The sequence below is a fragment of the Streptomyces sp. NPDC094032 genome, assembly GCF_040303965.1.
Classification (GTDB): domain Bacteria; phylum Actinomycetota; class Actinomycetes; order Streptomycetales; family Streptomycetaceae; genus Streptomyces.
In genome coordinates this window covers 57,688-76,834 of sequence record NZ_JBEOUE010000017.1, presented here as the reverse complement: position 1 = coordinate 76,834, position 19,147 = coordinate 57,688, and the positions used below count along the sequence as shown (strand labels likewise).

General features: G+C 71.8%; 18 protein-coding genes. 9 read left to right on the top strand and 9 right to left on the bottom strand.

Annotated elements, in window-relative coordinates; genetic code table 11:
• Positions 1-227: 227 nt before the first annotated feature.
• Positions 228-1,190 (top strand): hypothetical protein, encoded by a 963-nt coding sequence (locus ABTZ54_RS23300; protein ID WP_351666300.1) that lies wholly within the window; start codon positions 228-230, stop codon positions 1,188-1,190.
• Here the strand turns inward: ABTZ54_RS23300 and ABTZ54_RS23295 are convergent.
• From ABTZ54_RS23295 to mce, 5 genes are all read right to left on the bottom strand, one after another.
• Positions 1,123-1,902: an ABC transporter permease gene (locus ABTZ54_RS23295; protein WP_351666298.1), complete on the bottom strand. Its 780-nt coding sequence runs from the start codon at positions 1,900-1,902 to the stop codon at positions 1,123-1,125. The genes ABTZ54_RS23300 and ABTZ54_RS23295 overlap by 68 nt on opposite strands.
• A 3-nt stretch (positions 1,903-1,905) precedes the next feature.
• The gene (locus ABTZ54_RS23290) at positions 1,906-2,889 is read right to left on the bottom strand and encodes an ABC transporter ATP-binding protein (protein ID WP_351666296.1); all 984 of its coding nucleotides are present in this window, start codon (positions 2,887-2,889) and stop codon (positions 1,906-1,908) included.
• Positions 2,890-2,979: 90 nt separating this feature from the next.
• Entirely contained in the window at positions 2,980-3,915 is a 936-nt protein-coding gene (locus ABTZ54_RS23285; RefSeq protein WP_351666294.1) for a coiled-coil domain-containing protein, read from the bottom strand.
• Between the two features lie 114 nt (positions 3,916-4,029).
• On the bottom strand, positions 4,030-8,541 hold the full coding sequence (gene scy, locus ABTZ54_RS23280; protein WP_351666292.1) for a polarized growth protein Scy: 4,512 nt from the start codon (positions 8,539-8,541) through the stop codon (positions 4,030-4,032).
• Between the two features lie 214 nt (positions 8,542-8,755).
• Positions 8,756-9,208, bottom strand: a complete 453-nt coding sequence (mce, locus tag ABTZ54_RS23275; protein WP_351666290.1) for a methylmalonyl-CoA epimerase — start codon at positions 9,206-9,208, stop codon at positions 8,756-8,758.
• 137 nt (positions 9,209-9,345) lie between these two features.
• On the opposite strand from mce, the gene ABTZ54_RS23270 reads away from it, so the two are divergent.
• Together ABTZ54_RS23270 and meaB are read left to right on the top strand one after the other, a co-directional pair.
• The gene (locus ABTZ54_RS23270) at positions 9,346-10,548 is read left to right on the top strand and encodes an acetyl-CoA C-acetyltransferase (protein WP_351666288.1); all 1,203 of its coding nucleotides are present in this window, start codon (positions 9,346-9,348) and stop codon (positions 10,546-10,548) included.
• Between the two features lie 25 nt (positions 10,549-10,573).
• Positions 10,574-11,530 carry a methylmalonyl Co-A mutase-associated GTPase MeaB gene (meaB, locus tag ABTZ54_RS23265; protein ID WP_351666286.1) on the top strand — a complete coding sequence of 319 codons (957 nt, stop codon included), beginning with the start codon at positions 10,574-10,576 and terminating at the stop codon, positions 11,528-11,530.
• 78 nt (positions 11,531-11,608) lie between these two features.
• Here the strand turns inward: meaB and ABTZ54_RS23260 are convergent, their stop codons facing one another.
• The 4 genes from ABTZ54_RS23260 to ABTZ54_RS23245 all read right to left on the bottom strand — a co-directional run bounded on the left by ABTZ54_RS23260 (position 11,609) and on the right by ABTZ54_RS23245 (position 14,300).
• Positions 11,609-12,085, bottom strand: a complete 477-nt coding sequence (locus tag ABTZ54_RS23260) for a MarR family winged helix-turn-helix transcriptional regulator (protein WP_351666284.1) — start codon at positions 12,083-12,085, stop codon at positions 11,609-11,611.
• 132 nt (positions 12,086-12,217) lie between these two features.
• Positions 12,218-13,015, bottom strand: coding sequence for an AIM24 family protein (locus tag ABTZ54_RS23255; protein WP_351666282.1), 798 nt, complete (start codon positions 13,013-13,015; stop codon positions 12,218-12,220).
• Complete coding sequence (locus ABTZ54_RS23250; protein WP_351666280.1) at positions 13,012-13,662, bottom strand: AIM24 family protein; 651 nt, start codon at positions 13,660-13,662, stop codon at positions 13,012-13,014. Before ABTZ54_RS23250 ends, ABTZ54_RS23255 begins: the two co-directional genes overlap by 4 nt.
• A complete protein-coding gene (locus ABTZ54_RS23245) occupies positions 13,662-14,300 on the bottom strand; it encodes an AIM24 family protein (RefSeq protein WP_351666278.1) in 639 nt (212 codons plus the stop codon). Before ABTZ54_RS23245 ends, ABTZ54_RS23250 begins: the two co-directional genes overlap by 1 nt.
• Positions 14,301-14,416: 116 nt before the next feature.
• Between ABTZ54_RS23245 and ABTZ54_RS23240 the strand changes: the two genes are divergently transcribed.
• The 6 genes from ABTZ54_RS23240 to ABTZ54_RS23215 all read left to right on the top strand — a co-directional run bounded on the left by ABTZ54_RS23240 (position 14,417) and on the right by ABTZ54_RS23215 (position 19,146).
• Positions 14,417-14,770: a DUF3817 domain-containing protein gene (locus tag ABTZ54_RS23240; protein WP_351666276.1), complete on the top strand. Its 354-nt coding sequence runs from the start codon at positions 14,417-14,419 to the stop codon at positions 14,768-14,770.
• The gene (locus ABTZ54_RS23235) at positions 14,767-15,060 is read left to right on the top strand and encodes an MTH1187 family thiamine-binding protein (RefSeq protein WP_043219759.1); all 294 of its coding nucleotides are present in this window, start codon (positions 14,767-14,769) and stop codon (positions 15,058-15,060) included. Before ABTZ54_RS23240 ends, ABTZ54_RS23235 begins: the two co-directional genes overlap by 4 nt.
• Before the next feature lie 155 nt (positions 15,061-15,215).
• The gene (locus tag ABTZ54_RS23230; RefSeq protein WP_351666274.1) at positions 15,216-15,911 is read left to right on the top strand and encodes a hypothetical protein; all 696 of its coding nucleotides are present in this window, start codon (positions 15,216-15,218) and stop codon (positions 15,909-15,911) included.
• Positions 15,908-16,603: a DUF4166 domain-containing protein gene (locus tag ABTZ54_RS23225; protein WP_351666272.1), complete on the top strand. Its 696-nt coding sequence runs from the start codon at positions 15,908-15,910 to the stop codon at positions 16,601-16,603. Before ABTZ54_RS23230 ends, ABTZ54_RS23225 begins: the two co-directional genes overlap by 4 nt.
• A complete protein-coding gene (locus ABTZ54_RS23220; RefSeq protein WP_351666270.1) occupies positions 16,600-17,238 on the top strand; it encodes a TetR/AcrR family transcriptional regulator in 639 nt (212 codons plus the stop codon). Before ABTZ54_RS23225 ends, ABTZ54_RS23220 begins: the two co-directional genes overlap by 4 nt.
• Before the next feature lie 90 nt (positions 17,239-17,328).
• Positions 17,329-19,146 carry a glycosyltransferase family 2 protein gene (locus ABTZ54_RS23215; protein WP_351666268.1) on the top strand — a complete coding sequence of 606 codons (1,818 nt, stop codon included), beginning with the start codon at positions 17,329-17,331 and terminating at the stop codon, positions 19,144-19,146.
• The last annotated feature ends 1 nt before the right edge of the window (position 19,147 follow it).

Genomic DNA, 19,147 nt, shown 5'->3' with positions numbered 1-19,147 from the left:
GCCGGACCCGCCGGCGCCGCCTGGGCCGAGGGTACGGGACCCGTCTGCAGGCGTATACCGCACACGCCCGCGCGGACGGCAGAATGTTCCTGTTGACACGTCAATTCGCTTGGGGGGAAGTGGAGTTGAAGTGGGTACCGGGATGGGTGGGACGGCGGCGCGGTCCACACCCGCGATATCGGACATCGGTTCGCTGGTGGATCGCCGGGCGGTCCGTGCATGTGCTCATGGGCATGACGCTGGGCTTCCTGCTGGTCCTGGCCTGCCTCATCGCGACCGTGTGGACCCTCGCCGAGGACTCGCCGCAGAGCGTCGCCGAGCGCTTCGGCGACGTCGAGGGAGTGGTCGGCACGGTCCTGGAGGCCCTGCGCGCCTGCGTCGGCACGGACAATCTCAGCCCGCAGGACGGCAACCTCGTCCACCAGGGGCTCGCCACCATGGCCTCGGTGACGGGGGCGCTCGCGCCCGCCGTGGTGCTCGGCATCGTGCTCATCAAGCTGTTCGCCCTGCGCCCCTTCGTCTGGCGCAGACGGGCCAGCATCTCGTACGCGTCGACGGCGGACTTCCCCGACTACGCGGCCCGGCACGCCGGCAGCGACAAGGCGATCATCGCCGTCCGCTTCTACAACCACCTAGACAACCTGACCGTCGTCGACCTGCGGGCCCGGGCCCATCTGCGCTATCTCGAACGCTCGCCGCACGACGGCAGCCTGGTGATCTACAAGAAATGGCTCAAAGTCCTCGACGAGAAGGGCGAGCCCGCCGACGAGCGCTCCTGGCTGGCCGTCGAGCGGGGCGCCCCGTTCACGGTGTGGATCCCCGTGGAGGCGGCCGTGCCGACGCTCCCCTTCCGGGAGATCCAGGGCAAGGACCTCACGGCATCCGTGGGGGTGAAGCTGCTGGTCCGGCTCACCGCCCGGACCGTGGGCCTCGGCACCGAGGTCGCCGACGAGCGCTGGTTCGACCTCGACGCCGACGACTTCGAGCGGGGCCGCTTCGTACCGCTCCAGGCCGACTCGGCGGTCGACGTGTGGCGGTGGGAGGGCTGGGCGCGCTTCGACGAACTGCTCGACGAGCCGGAGGCCGTACCGCCCCCGGCGCCGCCCCGGGTGCCCGCCCCGCTCACGCGTCCCGGTTCTTCAGGACCAGATAGCCGCCCAGGAGGGACGCCGCCACCCAGATCAGCATGATGCCGAGGCCGCCCCAGGGGCCGTACGGGGCCTTGTCCGAGCCCATCGCGTCCGGCACCACCTGCATGATCTTGGCGCCGGCCTGGTCGGGGAAGTAGCGGGCGACCTCCTTGGCCTTCGGGACGGCCGAGAGGATCTGGGAGATCAGGAAGAAGAACGGGACCAGGATGCCGAGGGACAGCATCGAGGAGCGGAGCATCGTCGCCACGCCCATCGAGAAGATCGCGATCAGGCCCATGTAGAGGCCGCCGCCGACCACGGCGCGCAGCACGTTGTCGGCGCCCAGGGTGGTGCGGTGGTCGCCGAGCAGGGCCTGGCCGAGGAAGAAGGAGAGGAAGCTGGTCGCCAGGCCCACGAGGAGGGCGAGGACGCCGGCCACTGCGATCTTCGAGAAGAGGAAGCTGGCACGCTGCGGGACGGCGGCCAGGGAGGTGCGGATCATGCCCGAGGAGTACTCGGTGCCGACCACAAGGACGCCGAAGACCACCATCGCCAGCTGACCCAGCACCATCCCGGAGAAGCTGAGGAACGTGGGGTCGAAGGTCGCGCGCTCGACGTCGGACAGCTTCGCGTACTGGGAGCTCATCAGCGCGCACAGCGCCGCGCTCATCGCCACCGTCACGAGCAGGGCGCTCGCCAGCGTCCAGACCGTCGACGAAACCGTCCGGATCTTGGTCCACTCCGACTGGAGGACCGCGGATGCCGCTGCCATCGATCAGGCTCCCTCGAAGCTCTCGCCCCAGCGGGGCCCGTCCGCCGGGGCGTAGGGCACGCCCCCGCCGCCGTGTACGTCCGTCCCGTGCGCGTGGTACTCCACCGCACCCGCCGTCATCTGCATGAACGCCTCTTCGAGCGAGGCCCGCTGGGAGCTCAGCTCGTGCAGCACGATCTGGTGGGAGGCCGCCAGCTCGCCCAGCTTCTCCGTCGTCGTGCCGTCGACCTCCAGCGTCCCGCCACCCGCCTCGACGGCGACAAATCCGTTGGCGTGCAGCAGGTCCCGCAGACGTTCCTGCTGCGGAGAGCGGAGCCGTACGTAACTCCGGGAATTCTGGTGGATGAAATCCGCCATCGACGTGTCGGCCAGCAGCTTTCCCTGCCCGATGACGATGAGATGATCCGCCGTCAGCGCCATTTCACTCATCAGATGACTGGAAACGAAGATCGTCCGGCCCTCCGTGGCGAGCGCCTTCATCAGATTGCGGATCCAGTGAATTCCCTCGGGGTCCAGACCATTGACGGGTTCGTCGAACATCAGGATCTCGGGGTCGCCGAGCAGCGCCGAGGCGATACCGAGCCGCTGGCCCATGCCCAGCGAGAAGCCCTTCGACTTCTTCCGCGCGACCGCCGTCAGACCCACCAGATCGAGCACCTCGTCGACCCGCTGCCGCGGAATGCGGTTCGACTGCGCCAGGCACAGCAGGTTGTTGTACGCCGTGCGGCCGCCGTGCATCGCCTTGGCGTCGAGCAGCGCCCCGATGTACTTCAGCGGCTCCTGGAGTTCCCGGTAGTGCTTGCCGTCGATCCGGACCGTCCCGCTCGTCGGGTTGTCCAGATCCAGCATCATCCGCATCGTGGTCGACTTGCCCGCCCCGTTCGGCCCCAGGAAGCCCGTGACCACCCCGGGCCGCACGGTGAAGCTGAGACGGTCGACCGCGACCTTCGACCCGTACCGCTTGGTGAGGCCCTCAAGCTCGATCATGCGTACCAACCTAAAGGCACGCGAAACCCCCCGCCACCGGAATGACAGGGGGTTTTCGGGAACTCCGGGCGGCCCCGGGGCCGCCGGCGACTAGCGCGACTGCTGGGCCGGAACGCCCGCGGTCCGCTCGTCGTCGATCGGGGAACCGGCCGCGGCCACCGCGGCACCGGTCAGCGTGGCCAGCATCTCGCGGACGTTGGTCAGCTGCGCGTTGATCGAGTCGCGGCGGTTCGTCAGCGCCGCCAGCTCGCGCTCCGACTCGCTGCGGATCCGGTCGGCCTTCGCGTTCGCGTCGGCCACGATGTCCTCGGCCTGGCGCTGCGCGGTCTCCACCGTCTGACGGGCCCGGCGCTCCGCGTCCGTGCGCAGCTTCTCGGCCTCCAGGCGCAGCTGCTCCGCCCGGTGCTCGATCTCGGCGAGACGCTTCTCGGCCTTCGCCTGACGCGCGGCCAGGTCCCGCTCCGACTGCTCGCGGCGCTTGGCCAGGTTGGTCTCGAAGTCCGCGGCGGCCTGGGCGGCCTTGGCGCGGGTCTCCTCGAAGAGGGCGTCCGCCTCCTCGCGCTTCGACTGCGCGTCCTTCTGCGCCTCGGAGCGCAGCGAGTTGGCCTCGCCCTGCGCCTTCTCGACGATCCGGACGCCCTCGTCCTCGGCCTTCGACTTGCGCTCGGCCGCGAAGGACTCCGCGTCGTTGCGCACCTGCTGGGCGGCCGACTCGGCCAGCTCGCGGTGCTGCTCGGCGGCGCGACGGGCCTCCTCACGCAGGTCCTTCGCCTCCTCCTCGGCCAGCCGGAGGATCTTCTCGACCCGGGCACCGAGACCGGCGTACGACGGCTCGGCGTCGCTGACCTGGGCCTGGGCGTTCTGCGTTTCGAGGTGGAGTTCCTCGATGCGCTTTTCCAGAGAGGTGATCCGGGACAGCGCGCTGTCACGGTCGGCGACCAGCTTGGTAATGCGGTCGTCCACCTGACCGCGGTCGTAACCACGCCGCACTAGCTCGAAGCCGAAGGGGGAGGAAGTGTCGCTCATGGGGTTCCTGTCGAATGAGACCGGTGAGGTGTTAGAGGGAATCCTAGGGGTCCGAGCGGCGTGTCATCGAGCGTATGCCCGTTTGATCTGGAGAATGTCCAGCCTTTTGAGTGGCTAGCTCTCCGAGGACTTGCCACTCGAACGAGTGGACCCCGCGGACGCGCCCGCCTTGACCGACGGGGCACCGGCGGACTTCGCCCCACCGCCCGGCGCCTCGAAAGACTCCAACGCTTCGAGGACGTCCTGGACACGGGAGATCTCGGCATTGATGCTCTCGCGCCGGCGCACCAGCACCTCCAGCTCGCGCTTGCCCTCCTCGACGGTCCGCTCGGCCTCCGCCTCCGCCTCCGCCTTGATCTTCTCCGCCTCCGCGACGAGCGAGGCCTTCTTCTGCTCGGCCTCCTTCAGCAGCCCCTCGGCCCGCTTCACCGCGGCGATCCGGACCTTGCTCGCCTCCGAACTCGCCTCGGAGAGCGTCTCCTTGGCCTTCTCCTCGGCCTCGGCGCGCTGCTCGGTCGCCGCCTTCACCAGCTTGTCCACGCGCTCGCCGGCCGTCTTCATCTGCTCGGACGACTCGCGCCGCGCCCGCTCGTGCAGCTCCTCGACCTCGGCCTCGACCCGGCCCCGCAGCTCCTCCGCGCGGTCCCTTATGGCCGTGGCGTCGCTGCGCGCCCCGATCAGCAGCTCGTCGGCGTCCGTACGGGCCTTCTCCACCAGCGAGTTGCCCTCGATGGTCGACTCGGCGACGATCCGCTCGGCCTCCTTGCGGGCCGCGCCGACCATCGTGTCCGCCTGCGTCTCCGCCTCGGTGGTGGCGCGCAGCGCCTCCTCCTGGGCCTTCGCCATCAACTGGTCGGCCTGCTCGGCCGCGTCCGCGCGCTTCTTCGCGCCGGCCTCGCGGGCCTCGTCGAGCGTCCGGTCGGCCTCGGCGCGCGCCTCGGAGCGCATCTCCTCGGCCGCCGCCTCGGCTTCCGCGCCGGCCCGCTCCCCTTCGACGCGGATCCGCTCGGCCTCCGCCGTGGCCTCGCCGACCAGGGTGTCGGCCTGCTCGGCGGCGTCCGCGCGGCGCTTGTCCGCCGCCTGCCGGGCCTCGTCCAGGACCTGCTCGCCGTCGGCGCGGGCCGCGGCGCGCAGCGCCTCCGCCTCCGCCTCGCCGTCGGCCTTGACCTGCTCGGCCTCGGTACGCAGCCGGGCCGCGTCCTGCTCGGTGCTCTCCAGGAGCTCCGCGGCCTCGGTCGTGATCCGCTCGGCCTCCGACGAGGCCTCCGCGATCAGGGCGTCGGCCTGCTCGGCCGCGTCCGTCCGCCGCTTGTCGGCCGCCTGCCGCGCGTCGTCCAGGATCCGGTCGGCGTCCTCAAGCGCGGCCGTACGCAGCGCCTGCGCGTGCGCCTCCCCGTCCACCTTGACCTGCTCGGCCTCGGTACGCAGCCGCGCCGCGTCCTGCTCGGTGCTCTCCAGGAGCTCCGCCGCCTCGGTCGTGATCCGCTCGGCCTCGGCCGTGGCTTCGCCGATGAGGGTGTCGGCCTGTTCGGCGGCGTCGGTGCGGCGCTTGTCGGCGGTCTGGCGGGCCTCGTCGAGGACCTCCGTGGCCTCCGTGACGATCCGCTCGGCCTCCGCCGTCGCCTCGGCCACCAGGGTGTCGGCCTGTTCGGCGGCGTCCGCGCGGCGCTTGTCGGCGGTCTCGCGGGCCTCGTCCAGGACCTGTTCGGCCTCCGTGACGATGCGCTCGGCTTCGGTGGTGGCTTCGCCGATGAGGGTGTCGGCCTGTTCGGCGGCGTCCGCGCGGCGCTTGTCGGCGGTCTCGCGGGCCTCGTCGAGGACCTGTTCGGCCTCCGTGACGATCCGCTCCGCCTCCGCGCGGGCCTCGCCGACCACCGTCTCCGACTGGGCGGCCGCCTCCGAACGGATCCGGTTGGCGTCGTCGCGGGCGTCCGCGCGGGTGCGGGCCGCGTCCTGCTCGGCCGAGGCCAGCGAGTCCGTCGCCTCGGTCCGTACCCGCTGCGCGTACTCCGCGGTGTCCGCCCGCAGCTTCTCCGCCTCCGCCAGCGCGTCCGTCACCGTCCGTTCGGCCAGCGCCTTCGCCGCCTCGGACTCCTCCTGCGCGCGCCCACGCGTGCGGTTCGCGTCCTCGGTGGCCCGCTCCCGCTCCTCGTACGCGTCGGCGCGGACCCGGTCCGCCTCCTCCTGCGCCTCGGTACGGGTGCGCTCCGCCGCGTGCTCGGCGGCGCTGCGCAGCCCCGCGACCTCCTCCTCGGCCGTCTCGCGCAGCCCGGCGACCGAGTCCCGCACGTCCTGCGCGGTCTGCTCGGCGGCGGAGACCATCTCCGTGGCGCGGGCGTCGGCCTCCTCGACCAGCCGGTGCGCCTCGGTCTGCGCCTCCTCCACCCGCTTGCGGGCGGAGGCCAGCAGGTCCTCGCTCTGCTCCCGGGCGTGCTCGCGCTCCCGGCCGGCCTCGGAACGCGCCGAGTCCAGGGTCTCCTCGGCCTCCCGGCGGCGCCGGTTGGCCTCCTCCTGCGCGGCGGCCAGCGCCTCCGCGGCCTCGGCGGCGACCCGCTCGGCGGCGGACGCGGCCTCGGCCCGTACCCGGTCGGCGGTCTCCTGCGCCTCGGACCTGAGCCGCTCGGCCTCCCGCTCCGCGTCCTCGCGCAGCGCCGTGGCGGCGGACTCCGCCTCGGAACGCGCGGTGGACGCGTCCTCGGAAGCCTCCCCCCGCAGCCGCTCGGCCTCCTGCTCGGCCTGCGCCTGGAGCGTACGGACCCGCTCGGCGGCCTCCGATCGCTGCCGCTCGGTCTCCTCGGCGGCCTCGCGCCGGATCTTCTCGCCCTCGGCCCGCGCGTCGGTGAGCTCCTCACCTGCGGCCGACAGCTTCGTCTCCGCCTCGGTGTGCAGCCGGGCCAGCTCGTCGGCGGCCTCCGCCTGCCGCGCCGCCGCGGCCCGCTCGGCCTCGTCGCGCACGGCGACGGCGATCTCCTCGGCCGCCTCCTTGACCGACTCCGCCTGCTCCTCCGCCTCGGCGCGCATCCGCTCGGCCTCGGCCCGGGTGCGCTCCAGCGTCTCCTCGGCCTGGGTACGCAGGGTCTGCGCCCGCTCCATGGCCTCGCCGCGGACCCGCTCGCTCTCGGCGCCCGCGCTGGTCCGCTGCTCCTCCGCGTCCGTACGCGCCCGGGTCAGCAGCTCCTCGGCGGTCTTGGCCGCCTCCTCGATCTGGCCCACGGCCTCACGCCGGGCCTCGCCGCGGATCCGCTCGCCCTCGGCGATGGCCTCGGCCCGCAACTGCTCGGCCTCGCCGCGCAGCCGGCGCGCCTCCTCCTGGAGCTCGACCGTCTTGGCGCGGTACTCCTGGGTGTCGTCCTTCGCCGAACCCAGCAGCTCGTCGGCCTGCTCCTCGGCGGTGGACCGCAGCCGGTCCGCCTCGGTCTCCGCCTCGCGGCGGATCCGCTCGGCCTCCTCGGCCGCCTTGCGGGTGGTCTCCTGGGCGTCGTCGGACGCCTTGCTCAGGACCTCCTCGGCGGTCCGCGCGGCCTTGGCCAGCGCGGCGGCGGAGTCCTCGGCCGCGACCGTACGGGCCTTCTCCGAGGCCTCCGAGACCAGCTTCTCGGCCTCGGCGGTCGCCTCGCGCAGCTTCTCCTCGGCCTGCTCCTTGAGGGCCTCGGCCTCCTTGGTGGCCTCGCCGACCAGGCGCGCGATCTCCGCCTTCGCGGTCCGGGTGCGCTGCTCGTTGACGGACTCGGCCGTGGCGAGCTGCTTCGCCGCGGAGTCCTTGGCCTCGCTCAGCGCCCGCTCGGCCTCCGTACGGGCCTCACGCAGCTTCTCGTCGGCCTCCTGGACGCGCTGCTCCGCGGCCCGGGACAGCTCGACGGCCTCGCGGCGGGCCTGGTCCGTCTCGGCGGTGGTCGCCGAGCGCAACTGCTCGGCGTGGCTCGCGGCCTCCTGCGCCTGGCTGGAGGCGGCGCCGAGCATCCGTTCGGCGTCCTTGCGGGCACGCAGCAGAATCGCTTCCGCCTCGGCACGGGCCGTCTCCGCCTCGGTGCCGACCCGGCGCCGGGTCTCCTCGGCCACCCGGACCGCCTCGGTGCGCGCGGCGGCCAGCGACTGCTCGGCCTCGGCGCGGGACTCCTCCATCAGCCGGCGGGCCTGCGACTCCGTACGGGCCCGCAGCTGCTCGGCCCACGCCACGTTCTCGTTGACGTGCGCCTCGACGGTCTGGCGGCGCTCGTTCAGCTCCTGGTCGAGCTGCTGGCGGCGCGTGACGGCCTCGGTGTGCAGCTCCGACTGGAGCCGGGCCTGCTGCTCCGCGTGCTCCTGGAGGATGCGCTGGGTCTGGGCGCGCGCCTCGCGCAGCTCGCGCTCGGCGTCCTGGCGCAGCTGCTCCGCCTGCGCCTGCGCGTTGCGCAGCATCTGCTCGGCCTGGTAGCCGATGTCCGCGCTGTCGTAGGCGGGCCGGGACGCGATGGTGCGGCGCGCCTCGTGCAGCTTGGCGCGCAACACCTCGACCTGGTAGCCGAGGTCCTCGGCGTGCTGGACGGCCTTCTCCCGCTCGGTCTTCAGCCGGTCCATCTCGGCTTCGAACCGCGAGAGATGGTCGTCTTCAGCTCGCTGGCTCTCCTGGCGTTCGTAGCCCCGCACTGCGCGGTCCCATCCTTCCCCGAGCTCTTCGAGCAGGGGAGACCCCAACCCTGGTCGCAACTCCAGTGGTCACGCCCCCACGGCCGAGGACGGACCCCCGGGGAATCGTGGCAGATCGGACGACCCCGACATCCCGACTTCGGCGCCGCGCGCACACGGCTCCGACCGGCCCCGGCCCGGAGTCGCCCACTCTACCGGGCCGGGAATCCGGAGGTCAGTGCTCCGCTGAGGAGTGGTCAGCCGAGGGCTCCGCCGAGGTGACGAGTTCCGTCAGGACGCCGTGGCAGTCCTTCGGGTGGAGGAAGGTGATGCGCGAGCCCATGGAGCCGATCCGGGGCTCGTCGTACAGGACCCGCACGCCCTTGGAGCGGATGTCCGCCGCGTCGCCGTCCACGTCCGCCGTGCCGAAGGCGATGTGGTGCACGCCCTCCCCGTTCTTGGCGAGCCACTTGCCCACCGCCGAGTCCTCCCGGGTCGGCTCCAGGAGCTGGAGATAGGAGGCCCCGCCGTCCGAGGTCTCGTTGATCTTGAGCATGGCCTCGCGGACGCCCTGCTCCTCGTTGACCTCTTCGTGGAAGACCTCGAAACCGTAGGTGGCCTTGTAGAACGCGACGGTCTCGTCGAGGTTCCGGCAGGCGATTCCGATGTGGTCGATTCGCGTCAGCATCCCCCCAGTGCAGCGCCGACCGGATGGTTACGCAACGTGCGCGCGATCACACCGGCAGGCCGGTGACCGGGCGCCGCGCCTCTCAGTACATTGGCGGTAAACCCTCGTTCACTCCTCATCCCAAGGGGCTGTGCCTCATGTCTGGAACGACCGGTACCACCTCAGTGATCGTCGCGGGCGCCCGCACGCCCATGGGTCGCCTGCTCGGCTCGCTCAAGTCCTTCTCGGGCGCCGACCTCGGCGGTTTCGCGATCAAGGCCGCCCTGGACCGCGCGGGCATCGGCGGCGACCAGGTGCAGTACGTGATCATGGGCCAGGTGCTCCAGGCGGGCGCCGGGCAGATCCCCGCCCGCCAGGCCGCCGTCAAGGCCGGCATCCCGATGAACGTGCCGGCCCTCACCATCAACAAGGTGTGTCTCTCCGGTCTCGACGCCATCGCGCTCGCCGACCAGCTGATCCGCGCGGGCGAGTTCGACATCGTCGTCGCCGGCGGCCAGGAGTCGATGACCAACGCCCCGCACCTGCTGCCCAAGTCCCGCGAGGGCTACAAGTACGGCGCCATCGAGATGCTCGACGCCATGGCGTACGACGGTCTGACCGACGCCTTCGAGAACATCGCGATGGGCGAGTCCACCGAGAAGCACAACACCCGCCTGGGCATCGCGCGCGACGTCCAGGACGAGATCGCCGCGCTGTCGCACCAGCGCGCCGCCGCCGCCCAGAAGAACGGCGTCTTCGAGGCCGAGATCACCCCGGTCGAGATCCCGCAGCGCAAGGGCGAGCCGGTCGTCTTCTCGCAGGACGAGGGCATCCGCGCCGAGACCACCGCCGAGTCCCTCGGCAAGCTGCGCCCGGCCTTCGCCAAGGACGGCACCATCACCGCCGGCACCTCCTCGCAGATCTCCGACGGCGCCGCCGCCGTGGTCGTCATGAGCAAGGCCAAGGCCGAGGAGCTGGGCCTGGAGTGGATCGCCGAGATCGGCGCCCACGGCAATGTGGCGGGCCCGGACAACTCGCTCCAGTCGCAGCCGTCCAACGCCATCCTCCACGCCCTCAAGAAGGAGGGCCTGGAGGTCGCCGACCTGGACCTCATCGAGATCAACGAGGCCTTCGCCGCGGTCGCCCACCAGTCAATGAAGGACCTCGGCGTCACCTCCGAAAAGGTGAACGTCAACGGCGGCGCCATCGCGCTCGGCCACCCCATCGGCATGTCCGGCGCCCGGGTGGTGCTGCACCTGGCCCTGGAGCTCAAGCGGCGCGGCGGCGGTGTCGGCGCGGCCGCGCTGTGCGGCGGCGGCGGCCAGGGCGACGCCCTGATCGTGAAGGTCCCCGGCAAGTAAGTCACCCACGCAAGGAGCACCGCTGATGGTGGACGTCCCCGCTCTGGTCGCCCAGGCACGGGAGGGCCGGCCGCGCGCCGTGGCCCGGCTGATCTCGCTCGTGGAGGGGGCGTCCCCGCAGCTGCGCGAGGTCATGGCGGCGCTCGCGCCGCTCACGGGCAACGCGTACGTGGTGGGCCTGACCGGCTCGCCCGGCGTCGGCAAGTCGACCTCGACCTCGGCCCTGGTCTCCGCGTACCGCAGGGCGGGCAAGCGGGTCGGCGTCCTGGCCGTCGACCCGTCCTCGCCGTTCAGCGGCGGCGCGCTCCTGGGCGACCGGGTGCGGATGTCGGAGCACGCCTCCGACCCGGGCGTCTACATCCGCTCCATGGCCACCCGCGGGCACCTGGGCGGCCTCGCCTGGTCCGCCCCGCAGGCGATCCGGGTGCTCGACGCGGCCGGCTGCGACGTGATCCTCGTGGAGACCGTCGGCGTCGGCCAGTCGGAGGTGGAGATCGCCTCCCAGGCCGACACCTCCGTGGTGCTGCTCGCGCCGGGCATGGGCGACGGGATCCAGGCGGCCAAGGCGGGCATCCTGGAGATCGGCGATATCTATGTGGTCAACAAGGCCGACCGGGACGGCGCCGACGCCACCGCGCGCGAGCTGAACCACATGCTGGGCCTCGGCGAGGCCCGCGGGCCCGGCGACTGGCGCCCCCCGATCGTCAAGACCGTCGCCGCGCGGGGGCAGGGCATCGACGAGGTCGTGGAGGCGCTGGAGAAGCACCGCGCCTGGATGGAGGAGCACGGCGTCCTGGCCGACCGCCGCCGGACCCGCGCGGCGCGCGAGGTCGAGACCATCACCATCACGGCCCTGCGCGAGCGCATCGGCGACCTGCACGGCGACCGGCGCCTCGACGCCGTCGCGGAGCGGATCACGGCCGGCGAGCTCGACCCGTACGCGGCCTCCGACGAGCTGATCGCGAGCCTGACGGGCCGCTGAGCGGGCCTGGGACGCATACGGGAAGGGCCCGGCACCTGGTGGACAGGTGCCGGGCCCTTCCCGTACGCGTACGGGGTCCTACGGCTTGCCTCTCCGCCCCCGCAGCTGCTCCGCGACGGGCTTGAGCGACTCGTGGAGGTCGGTCAGCGCGGCGGAGCTCAGCAGGTCGATGAAGTGCTTGCGCACGGACTCCACGTGGTGCGGCGCCACCTTGCGCATGGTCTCCATGCCGTGGTCGGTGAGCACCGCGTACAGCCCGCGCCGGTCCGACTCGCAGTTCTCGCGCCGCACGAGACCGGCGTTCTCCATCCGGGTGATCTGGTGCGAGAGCCGGCTCTTGGACTGGAGCGTCGCCGTGGCCAGGTCGCTCATCCGCAGCCGCCGGTCCGCCGACTCGGACAGATTCACCAGGATCTCGTAGTCGTTCATGGTCAGGCCGAAGGGCTGGAGGTCCTTCTCCATCTGGTACGTCAGCATCCTGTTGACGTCGAGATAGGTGCGCCAGGCGCACTGCTCGCCGTCGGTGAGCCAGGGGGTGGCCGTCTCGGTCTCCATATATGGATTCTACCTAAGAAGTTGAAAACTTGACGAAATGGGAAGGTGTGACGCCGAGCACCCGGACCCGGCCCCCGAGCCCCGGCCGACGGGCGCAGACGTTCGAGGACGTCACACTCCGCAGACTACCGCTCACAGGCCGAAGCGACGCTGGAGGTCTCCGAGCTGTCCGGGAAGGCGCGGTACCTGGCCGAGGGGGCCCTGGCCGGAACCGGGTGCGTGGCCGCCCGGGACGCCCGGCTGGGCGCCCGGCTCGCCGATGGCGCGTTCCGGCATGAGGAGCTCCGTCGACTGGAGCAGCACCGTGCCCGCGCCGACGAACTCGAACTGGTGCTCCTCGCCCGAGGTGCCGCCCAGGCCCGTCAGGGCCCGTACGCCGCCCATCACGCCGGTCATGTAGCCGTGGTCGTAATGGTGGCACGGGGAGGGGCAGTCGGCCCAGCCGACCAGGGCCTGCGGGTCGACGCGGAGCGGGGGCTCCATGAAGACCACGGGGCCGTTGGAGGCGGCGACGAACTTGCCGGTGCCGATGAGGGTGACGAAGCCGGGCACGATCGACTGCTTGAGCGCCAGCGTCGGCTGGTAGGCGAGCAGATTGCCCGAACGGATCGTCAGGTTGCCCTCGTCGAGGTCGTACGAGTTCACGTCGAAGGCGCGGTCGGCGAGCAGCATCTTGCCGCTGCCCTCGGCCACCACCCAGTCGCTCGCGTGCAGCGGCGAGTGGAAGGAGGTGCGGACCAGCCGGTCGAGCCGCCCGTGGCCGATGCCGTTGAACTCGATGCGCCCGTAGTAGGCGATCATCTTGCCCTTCTGCAGGAACCACTGGGAGCCCTTGAGCTCCACGCAGAAGGTGTACGCGTTGACGTTGTCGTCGGAGGGCAGGGAGTGCGGGTCGAGGACGGTGGGTCCGCCGGACGAAAGGGTGCTCACAGCTTCTCCTCCGAGGCCTGTACGTACACCGCGCCGCTTCCGCTCAGCTCCAGCTGGAAGGCCTCGCCCGAGCCGCGGCCGACCATGTCGCGCCAGCCAAGGGCGGTGGACAGCTTGTTGCGGATGTCGCCGTGGTGGGCGACGTAGGCCTGGGGGTCGACGTGGACCGGGCGGCCGGGGGTGATGGGGAGTTCGATGACGCCGCCGTGGGCCATGACCGCGACCGAGCCGTGGCCGCGCAGGGTGGTGGTGAACAGGCCCTGGCCGGTGACCTGGCCGCGGACCATGCCCATGACGCCGCCCTGGGAGCCCAGGAACATCGTGCCCTGCTCCAGCGTGCCGTCGAAGGCGAGGAGCCGGTCGGCCTCCACGTACAGGGTGTCGCCGGTGAGGCCGATGAGCTGGATGTGGTGGCCGCCGTGGCCGAACATCACCGTGCCGCTGCCCTCCACCGTCATCAGCGGGGTCGCCTCGCCGGCCACCCGGCGGCCGATCATCGACATCAGGCCACCCTGGCCGCCCGTCATGTTCGGCGTGAAAGTGACGTCGCCGCGGTACGCGAGCATCGCGCCGCGCTGGCTGAAGAGCCGCTGGCCCGGGATCACCGTGGCCTCGACCATCTTGGAGTTGATCTCGCGGAACGGCATCAGACGTCGCCCCCGATCGTGTTCCGCTCGCTGGGCTGCACGTACACGAGACCGTCGCCCTCGAAGCGGATCTGGAAGGCCTCGCCGCCGCCCTCGCCCATCAGGGTGCGGAAGGTCACGCCCGACTGGAGGTGCTGCTGGAGGTTGCCCTGGTGGGCGATGTACGCGCCGGGGTCGACGTTCAGCGGGTACTGCGGGGTGACGCGGAGCACGACCGCCGGGCCGTCGGACATGATCGCGGCCTGGCCGGTGCCCTCGACGGTCGTCGTGAACAGACCGTTGCCGGTCGCCCCGCCGCGCAGGCCGGTGAAGGTGGTGCCGGTGCGCAGTCCGGCGTCGGCGCACAGGAGGTTGCTGGACTCGACGTACAGCTTGTCGCCGTGCAGCTGGACGAGGTTGATCTCGGAGGCCCGGTCGGCGAACCAGCAGGTGCCCTGTCCCCTGACCTCCATCACCTCCATCTGCTCGCCGGTGAGCCGACGGGTCACCATGCCGCGCAGGCCCTCACCGCCGCCGGACATCTTCTTGAACGCCATCTGGCCGTCGTAGGCGACCATCGAGCCGTTCTTCGCCTTCACGGCGTCGCCGGTCATGGACACGGCGAGCACTTTGCTGCCTTGGAGTCGGAACGTTGCCACGGCAGTGAAGGTACTGGGCCCCCGCCTAAAGGGACAGCAAAGTACCCGTGCACAATGGACCGACGCTTGTGCGCCGATTCACAAGATCGCCCGCGATTCTTCCCGAAGGTGACCCCGTGGACATCAAGACCGCCACCGCCCTGCACCGGCTGCGCCTCATCTCCGTACCGGAGGGGCTGTCCTTTCCCGCCCTGCTGATCTTCGGCTCGCTGCTCAGCCGGGTCTCGGACATCGACTTCCTGATGATGCCGCTCGGCATCCTCCACGGCGTGCTGTTCGTGATCTACGCCGTCCTGCTCCTCGACGTGTGGAACAAGGCCAAGTGGCCGTTCAAGCGGGTCGCCCTCTTCTTCGTCCTCGCGCTGCTGCCGTTCGGCGGCCTGTACGGCGACAAGATCCTCAAGCGCTACGAGGCGGACGCCGTCCTCGCCTCCCGCGCCCGCCGCGAGAGCGTGGTGGAGGCGTCGTGATCGTCGCCTTCTCCGTGACGCCCCTCGGTGTGGGCGAGGAGGTCGGCGAGTACGTCGCCGACGCCGTCCGGGTCGTCCGCGAGTCCGGGCTGCCCAACCGCACCGACGCGATGTTCACCTCCATCGAGGGTGAGTGGGACGAGGTGATGGACGTCGTGAAGCGCGCCGTCGCCGCCGTGGAGGCGCGGGCGCCGCGTGTCTCGGTCGTCCTGAAGGCGGACATCCGGCCCGGTGTCACGGACGGCCTGACCGCCAAGGTCGAGACGGTCGAGCGGCATCTCGGGGCCTGACCCCGCCCCGTAGGCACGCCAGAGCCCCCGGTCCTGAGAAGGGTCGGGGGCTTTGTCGTGTCCGCATCCTGAACGGTCTTGAGCGAGTGCTCAAAACTCGTTACTGTCCTTCTTGAGCGGTCGCTCAAAGCGGCGCTCGACCAGGGGGAGGGGCCATGGGGCTCTACGTCGAGGCGCGGGTGCGCACCGATCTGGAGACGCTCTGGGAGCGGACCCAGGATCCGGGGCGGCATCAGCGGTGGGACCTGCGGTTCACCGAGATCGCGTACCTGCCGGGCGCCGAGGGGGAGCCGCGACGGTTCCGGTACGCCACGCGCGTGCTGCCCTTCCTGGTCGTCGCCGGCACCGGTGTCTCCGCGGGGGAGCGCCACCGGGCCGGCGGCGACCGGGTCTCCGCCCTGCGCTTCTCCTCGCCGCATCCGCTGTCCCTGCTCACCGAGGGAAGTGGATACTGGCGCTATCTGCCGGAGGCGGACGGCAGCGTGCGTTTCCTCACCGGCTACGACTACCGGCCGCGCTGGGGCCGTTTCGGGCGGGTCGCCGACCGGCTGCTCTTCCGGCCGCTGATGGGCTGGGCCACCGCCTGGTCCTTCGACCGGCTGCGGCTGTGGTGCGAGCGGGGGGTGAGCCCGGAGCGGGCGCGGGCCCACTGGCTGGCCGAGACCGCCGCCCGGATCCTGCTCGTGGCCGTCCCGGCCGTCGCGGGCGCCCTGCCCCTCGCCGTCCTCGGGCTCGCCGCCGCCCTGCTCGTACCGCCGTCCCCGCGTACGCCCGCCGCCCGCCGCTGTCTGCGGACCGCGCCGTCCCGGAGCCGTGCGCCGCGGCTCCTCGCCACCCTGGAGGCGTCGTGAGCTCAATCTTCCGTACGGCCATGGGGGAGGCGGCCTTCGGGCGGCTGCAACCCGAGCTGCGCCGGCGTTTCTCCGTCGGGCTCGACAGCGGTGAACTGTGCGTCGGGCGGGGCGTCATGGAGCGGATCTGGCACGGGCGGGGGGTGACCCGGCCGCTGCTGCGCCCGTTCCTCGCGCTCGGCGGGACGCGCAACATCCTGGTGCCGCGCACTGGGCGGGACGTCCCCTTCACCATCGAGAACGTGCCGTACCTCGACTCGTACGGGCGCGAGACCGTCACCTTCGTGCGGACCTTCGACCTGCCCGGCGGGCCGCGCCGCTTCGACGCCACGATGGTGCTCGGCCCCGGACCCGGCTGCGTGCTCGACTACCTCGGCACCCATCAGCACCTCGCCAGCGAACTGCGCCTGTCCGCCGAGCCCGACGGCTCGCTGCTCATCCGCTCCGGTGAACACCGCTTCCGCGAGGGCCCGGTGGACCTGCGGGTGCCGCACCTCATCGGCGGCGACGCCGAGGTGCGCGAGTCCTTCGACGAGAGCACCGGCCGCTTCCGCATCCGGGTCCGGGTCGTCAACCGCTACGTCGGCCCGCTGTTCGGGTACGAGGGGTCGTTCGCGGCCGAGTACGCGCCGGTGCGCGAGCGCGGGGTGCGGGCCGGGCTGCGGCCGGTGCGCGAGGAGGTGCGGGCGTGAGCGCGGAGGACACCCGGGAGCGGCTGCTCGACGGGGCGCTGCGCACGCTCGTCGAGCAGGGGATCGCCAAGACCTCGGCGCGCTCGGTCGCGGCCGCCGCCGGCGTCAACCAGGCGCTGATCTTCTACCACTTCGGCTCGGTCGACGAGCTCCTCGCCGCGGCCTGCCGCCGGGGTGCCGAGCAGCGGGTCGCCCGGCACCGCGAGCGGCTGCGCGCGGTGTGCAGCCTCTCCGAACTCCTCGCGTTCGGGCGGGAGATGCACGCCGAGGAGCGGGCGGCCGGGCACGTCGCCGTGCTCGGGCAGCTGCTCGCCGGGGCGCAGACCCACGCGCGGCTCGCGCCCGCGACGGCGGCCGGGCTCGACCTGTGGATCGAGGAGATCGAGGGGGTGCTGCGGCGGGTGCTGGCCGGCGGCCCGGTCGACGGCCTGGTCGACCCGGCCGGGCTCGCCCGCGCCGTGGCCGCCTCCTTCGTGGGCATGGAGCTGTACGAGGGGGTCGATCCGGACGGTGCCGGAGCCGCCCTCGACGCGCTGGACCAACTGGGTGGCCTGATGGCCGCGCTCGACGAGCTCGGCCCCGTCGCACAGAAGGCCGTTCGCTACGCGTTGCGCCGACGGAGTGACATTCCGTAGAAACCCTCGCTCGGCCGATTCCAGTCGACACGCCGATGGATGTCCCTTCTTGTGGGGATATCGACCCGTTCGACGACAGCTGGAGGCGCCGTGCGTCCGGGAGGCTACGACTACGACACCTACAGCCGACTCGCCGGTCCCCTCACGGAACCGGAACCGGAACCGGCCGCCTACACGGTCCAGTACCGCAGCCTGCTGTCGAAGGAGCCGCACCGCATACGCGCCGTCCTCCTCATGGGGCTCGCGCCCCTGCTCTCGGCGCTGCTCCTGGCCTATCTGGTCTGGCCGAGCCACTGGACCGTCCGCGAGGGCGACGACCGCTGGCGCGTCCCGTACGACACCGTGATGCTCGTGTCGATCGGGCTCATCTGCTTCTTCATGCTGGTCAACGTCGTGTCGATCGCCCACGCCACCCTCGTCGCCCGCGACCCGATACCCGTGCACCCCGAGAAGGGCACCCGGGTCGCCTTCCTCACCACGTACGTCCCCGGCAAGGAACCGCTCTCCATGGTCCGCGCCACCCTCGAAGGCGCGGTCCGCCTGACGCACGCAGGGCCGCTCGACATATGGCTGCTGGACGAGGGCGACGACCCCGGGGCCAAGGCCCTCTGCGAGGAGCTCGGCGTCCGCCACTTCACCCGCGCCGGAGTCCCGGAGTGGAACCGTAGGAAGGGCGTCCACCGGGCCCGCACCAAGCACGGCAACTACAACGCCTGGCTCGCCCGGCACGGCGACGCCTACGAGTTCTTCGCCTCCGTCGACACCGACCACGTGCCCCTGCCGAACTTCCTGGAGCGGATGCTCGGCTACTTCCGCGACCCCGACGTCGCCTTCGTCGTCGGCCCGCAGGTGTACGGCAACTACACCTCCGCCGTCACCAAGGCCGCCGAGTCCCAGCAGTTCCTCTTCCACGCGCTCGTCCAGCGGGCCGGCAACCGCTACCGCGCGCCCATGTTCGTCGGCACCAACAACATCGTGCGGATCGCCGCCCTCCGCCAGATCGGCGGCCTGTACGACTCGATCACCGAGGACATGGCCACCGGCTTCGAGCTGCACCGCCACCGGAACCCCCGGACCGGACACTTCTGGCGCTCCGTCTACACCCCCGACGTCCTCGCGGTCGGCGACGGGCCCGCCTCCTGGACCGACTTCTTCACCCAGCAGGTGCGCTGGTCGCGCGGCACCTACGAGACGCTGCTCAAGCAGTACTGGAAGGCACCCTTCCGCACCCCGCCCGGCCGCCTCCTCCACTACACGCTGATGCTCGTCTACTACCCGATGACCGCCGTCAACTGGCTTCTGGGCATCCTCAGTTGCGTCCTCTTCCTCTGGCTCGGTGCCTCCGGCACCCAGGTCTCCTCCGCGGTCTGGCTGATGATCTACAGCGACGCCGTCGCCCTCCAGATCGGCCTCTACCTGTGGAACCGGCGGCACAACGTCTCACCCCACGAACCCGAGGGCTCCGGCGGCCTCGCCGGCATGGCGATGTCCGCGCTCTCCGCGCCCGTCTACCTGAAGTCCCTCGGCTCCGCCGTGCTGCGCACCCGGGGCCGCTTCGTCGTCACCCCCAAGGGCGGCGAGGCCAGCCAAGACCGGATCTTCACCTTCCGTATCCACCTCTTCTGGGCGGCCGTCCTCCTCGCCTCCCTGGTGGCCTCCGCGCGCTACGGCCACACCCACGCGGCCATGCGCACCTGGGCGGTCCTCGCCCTCGTCATCAGCCTCGCGCCGCTCGCGGTCTGGAGCGGCACCGCCCTGCGCCGGCGGCGCAGCCTGCGGGTCCGCAGCCGGGCCAGGGCCCGGGTCGTCGCCCGCGGCAGGGCCGCCGCCGAGGGCGTCGGCCTCGTCACCGCCCCGGTGCCGCCCGCGCCCACCACCGCCGCGCCCACGACGACCGGAGGGAACTGAG

Excerpts from the sequence above, each read along its gene's own strand:
- ABTZ54_RS23300 (WP_351666300.1), top strand. The coding sequence starts at position 228 with ATGGGCATGACGCTGGGCTTCCTGCTGGTCCTGGCCTGCCTCATCGCG.
- ABTZ54_RS23295 (WP_351666298.1), bottom strand. The coding sequence starts at position 1,902 with ATGGCAGCGGCATCCGCGGTCCTCCAGTCGGAGTGGACCAAGATCCGG.
- ABTZ54_RS23290 (WP_351666296.1), bottom strand. The coding sequence starts at position 2,889 with ATGATCGAGCTTGAGGGCCTCACCAAGCGGTACGGGTCGAAGGTCGCG.
- ABTZ54_RS23285 (WP_351666294.1), bottom strand. The coding sequence starts at position 3,915 with ATGAGCGACACTTCCTCCCCCTTCGGCTTCGAGCTAGTGCGGCGTGGT.
- mce (WP_351666290.1), bottom strand. The coding sequence starts at position 9,208 with ATGCTGACGCGAATCGACCACATCGGAATCGCCTGCCGGAACCTCGAC.
- ABTZ54_RS23270 (WP_351666288.1), top strand. The coding sequence starts at position 9,346 with ATGTCTGGAACGACCGGTACCACCTCAGTGATCGTCGCGGGCGCCCGC.
- meaB (WP_351666286.1), top strand. The coding sequence starts at position 10,574 with ATGGTGGACGTCCCCGCTCTGGTCGCCCAGGCACGGGAGGGCCGGCCG.
- ABTZ54_RS23260 (WP_351666284.1), bottom strand. The coding sequence starts at position 12,085 with ATGGAGACCGAGACGGCCACCCCCTGGCTCACCGACGGCGAGCAGTGC.
- ABTZ54_RS23250 (WP_351666280.1), bottom strand. The coding sequence starts at position 13,662 with ATGCCGTTCCGCGAGATCAACTCCAAGATGGTCGAGGCCACGGTGATC.
- ABTZ54_RS23230 (WP_351666274.1), top strand. The coding sequence starts at position 15,216 with ATGGGGCTCTACGTCGAGGCGCGGGTGCGCACCGATCTGGAGACGCTC.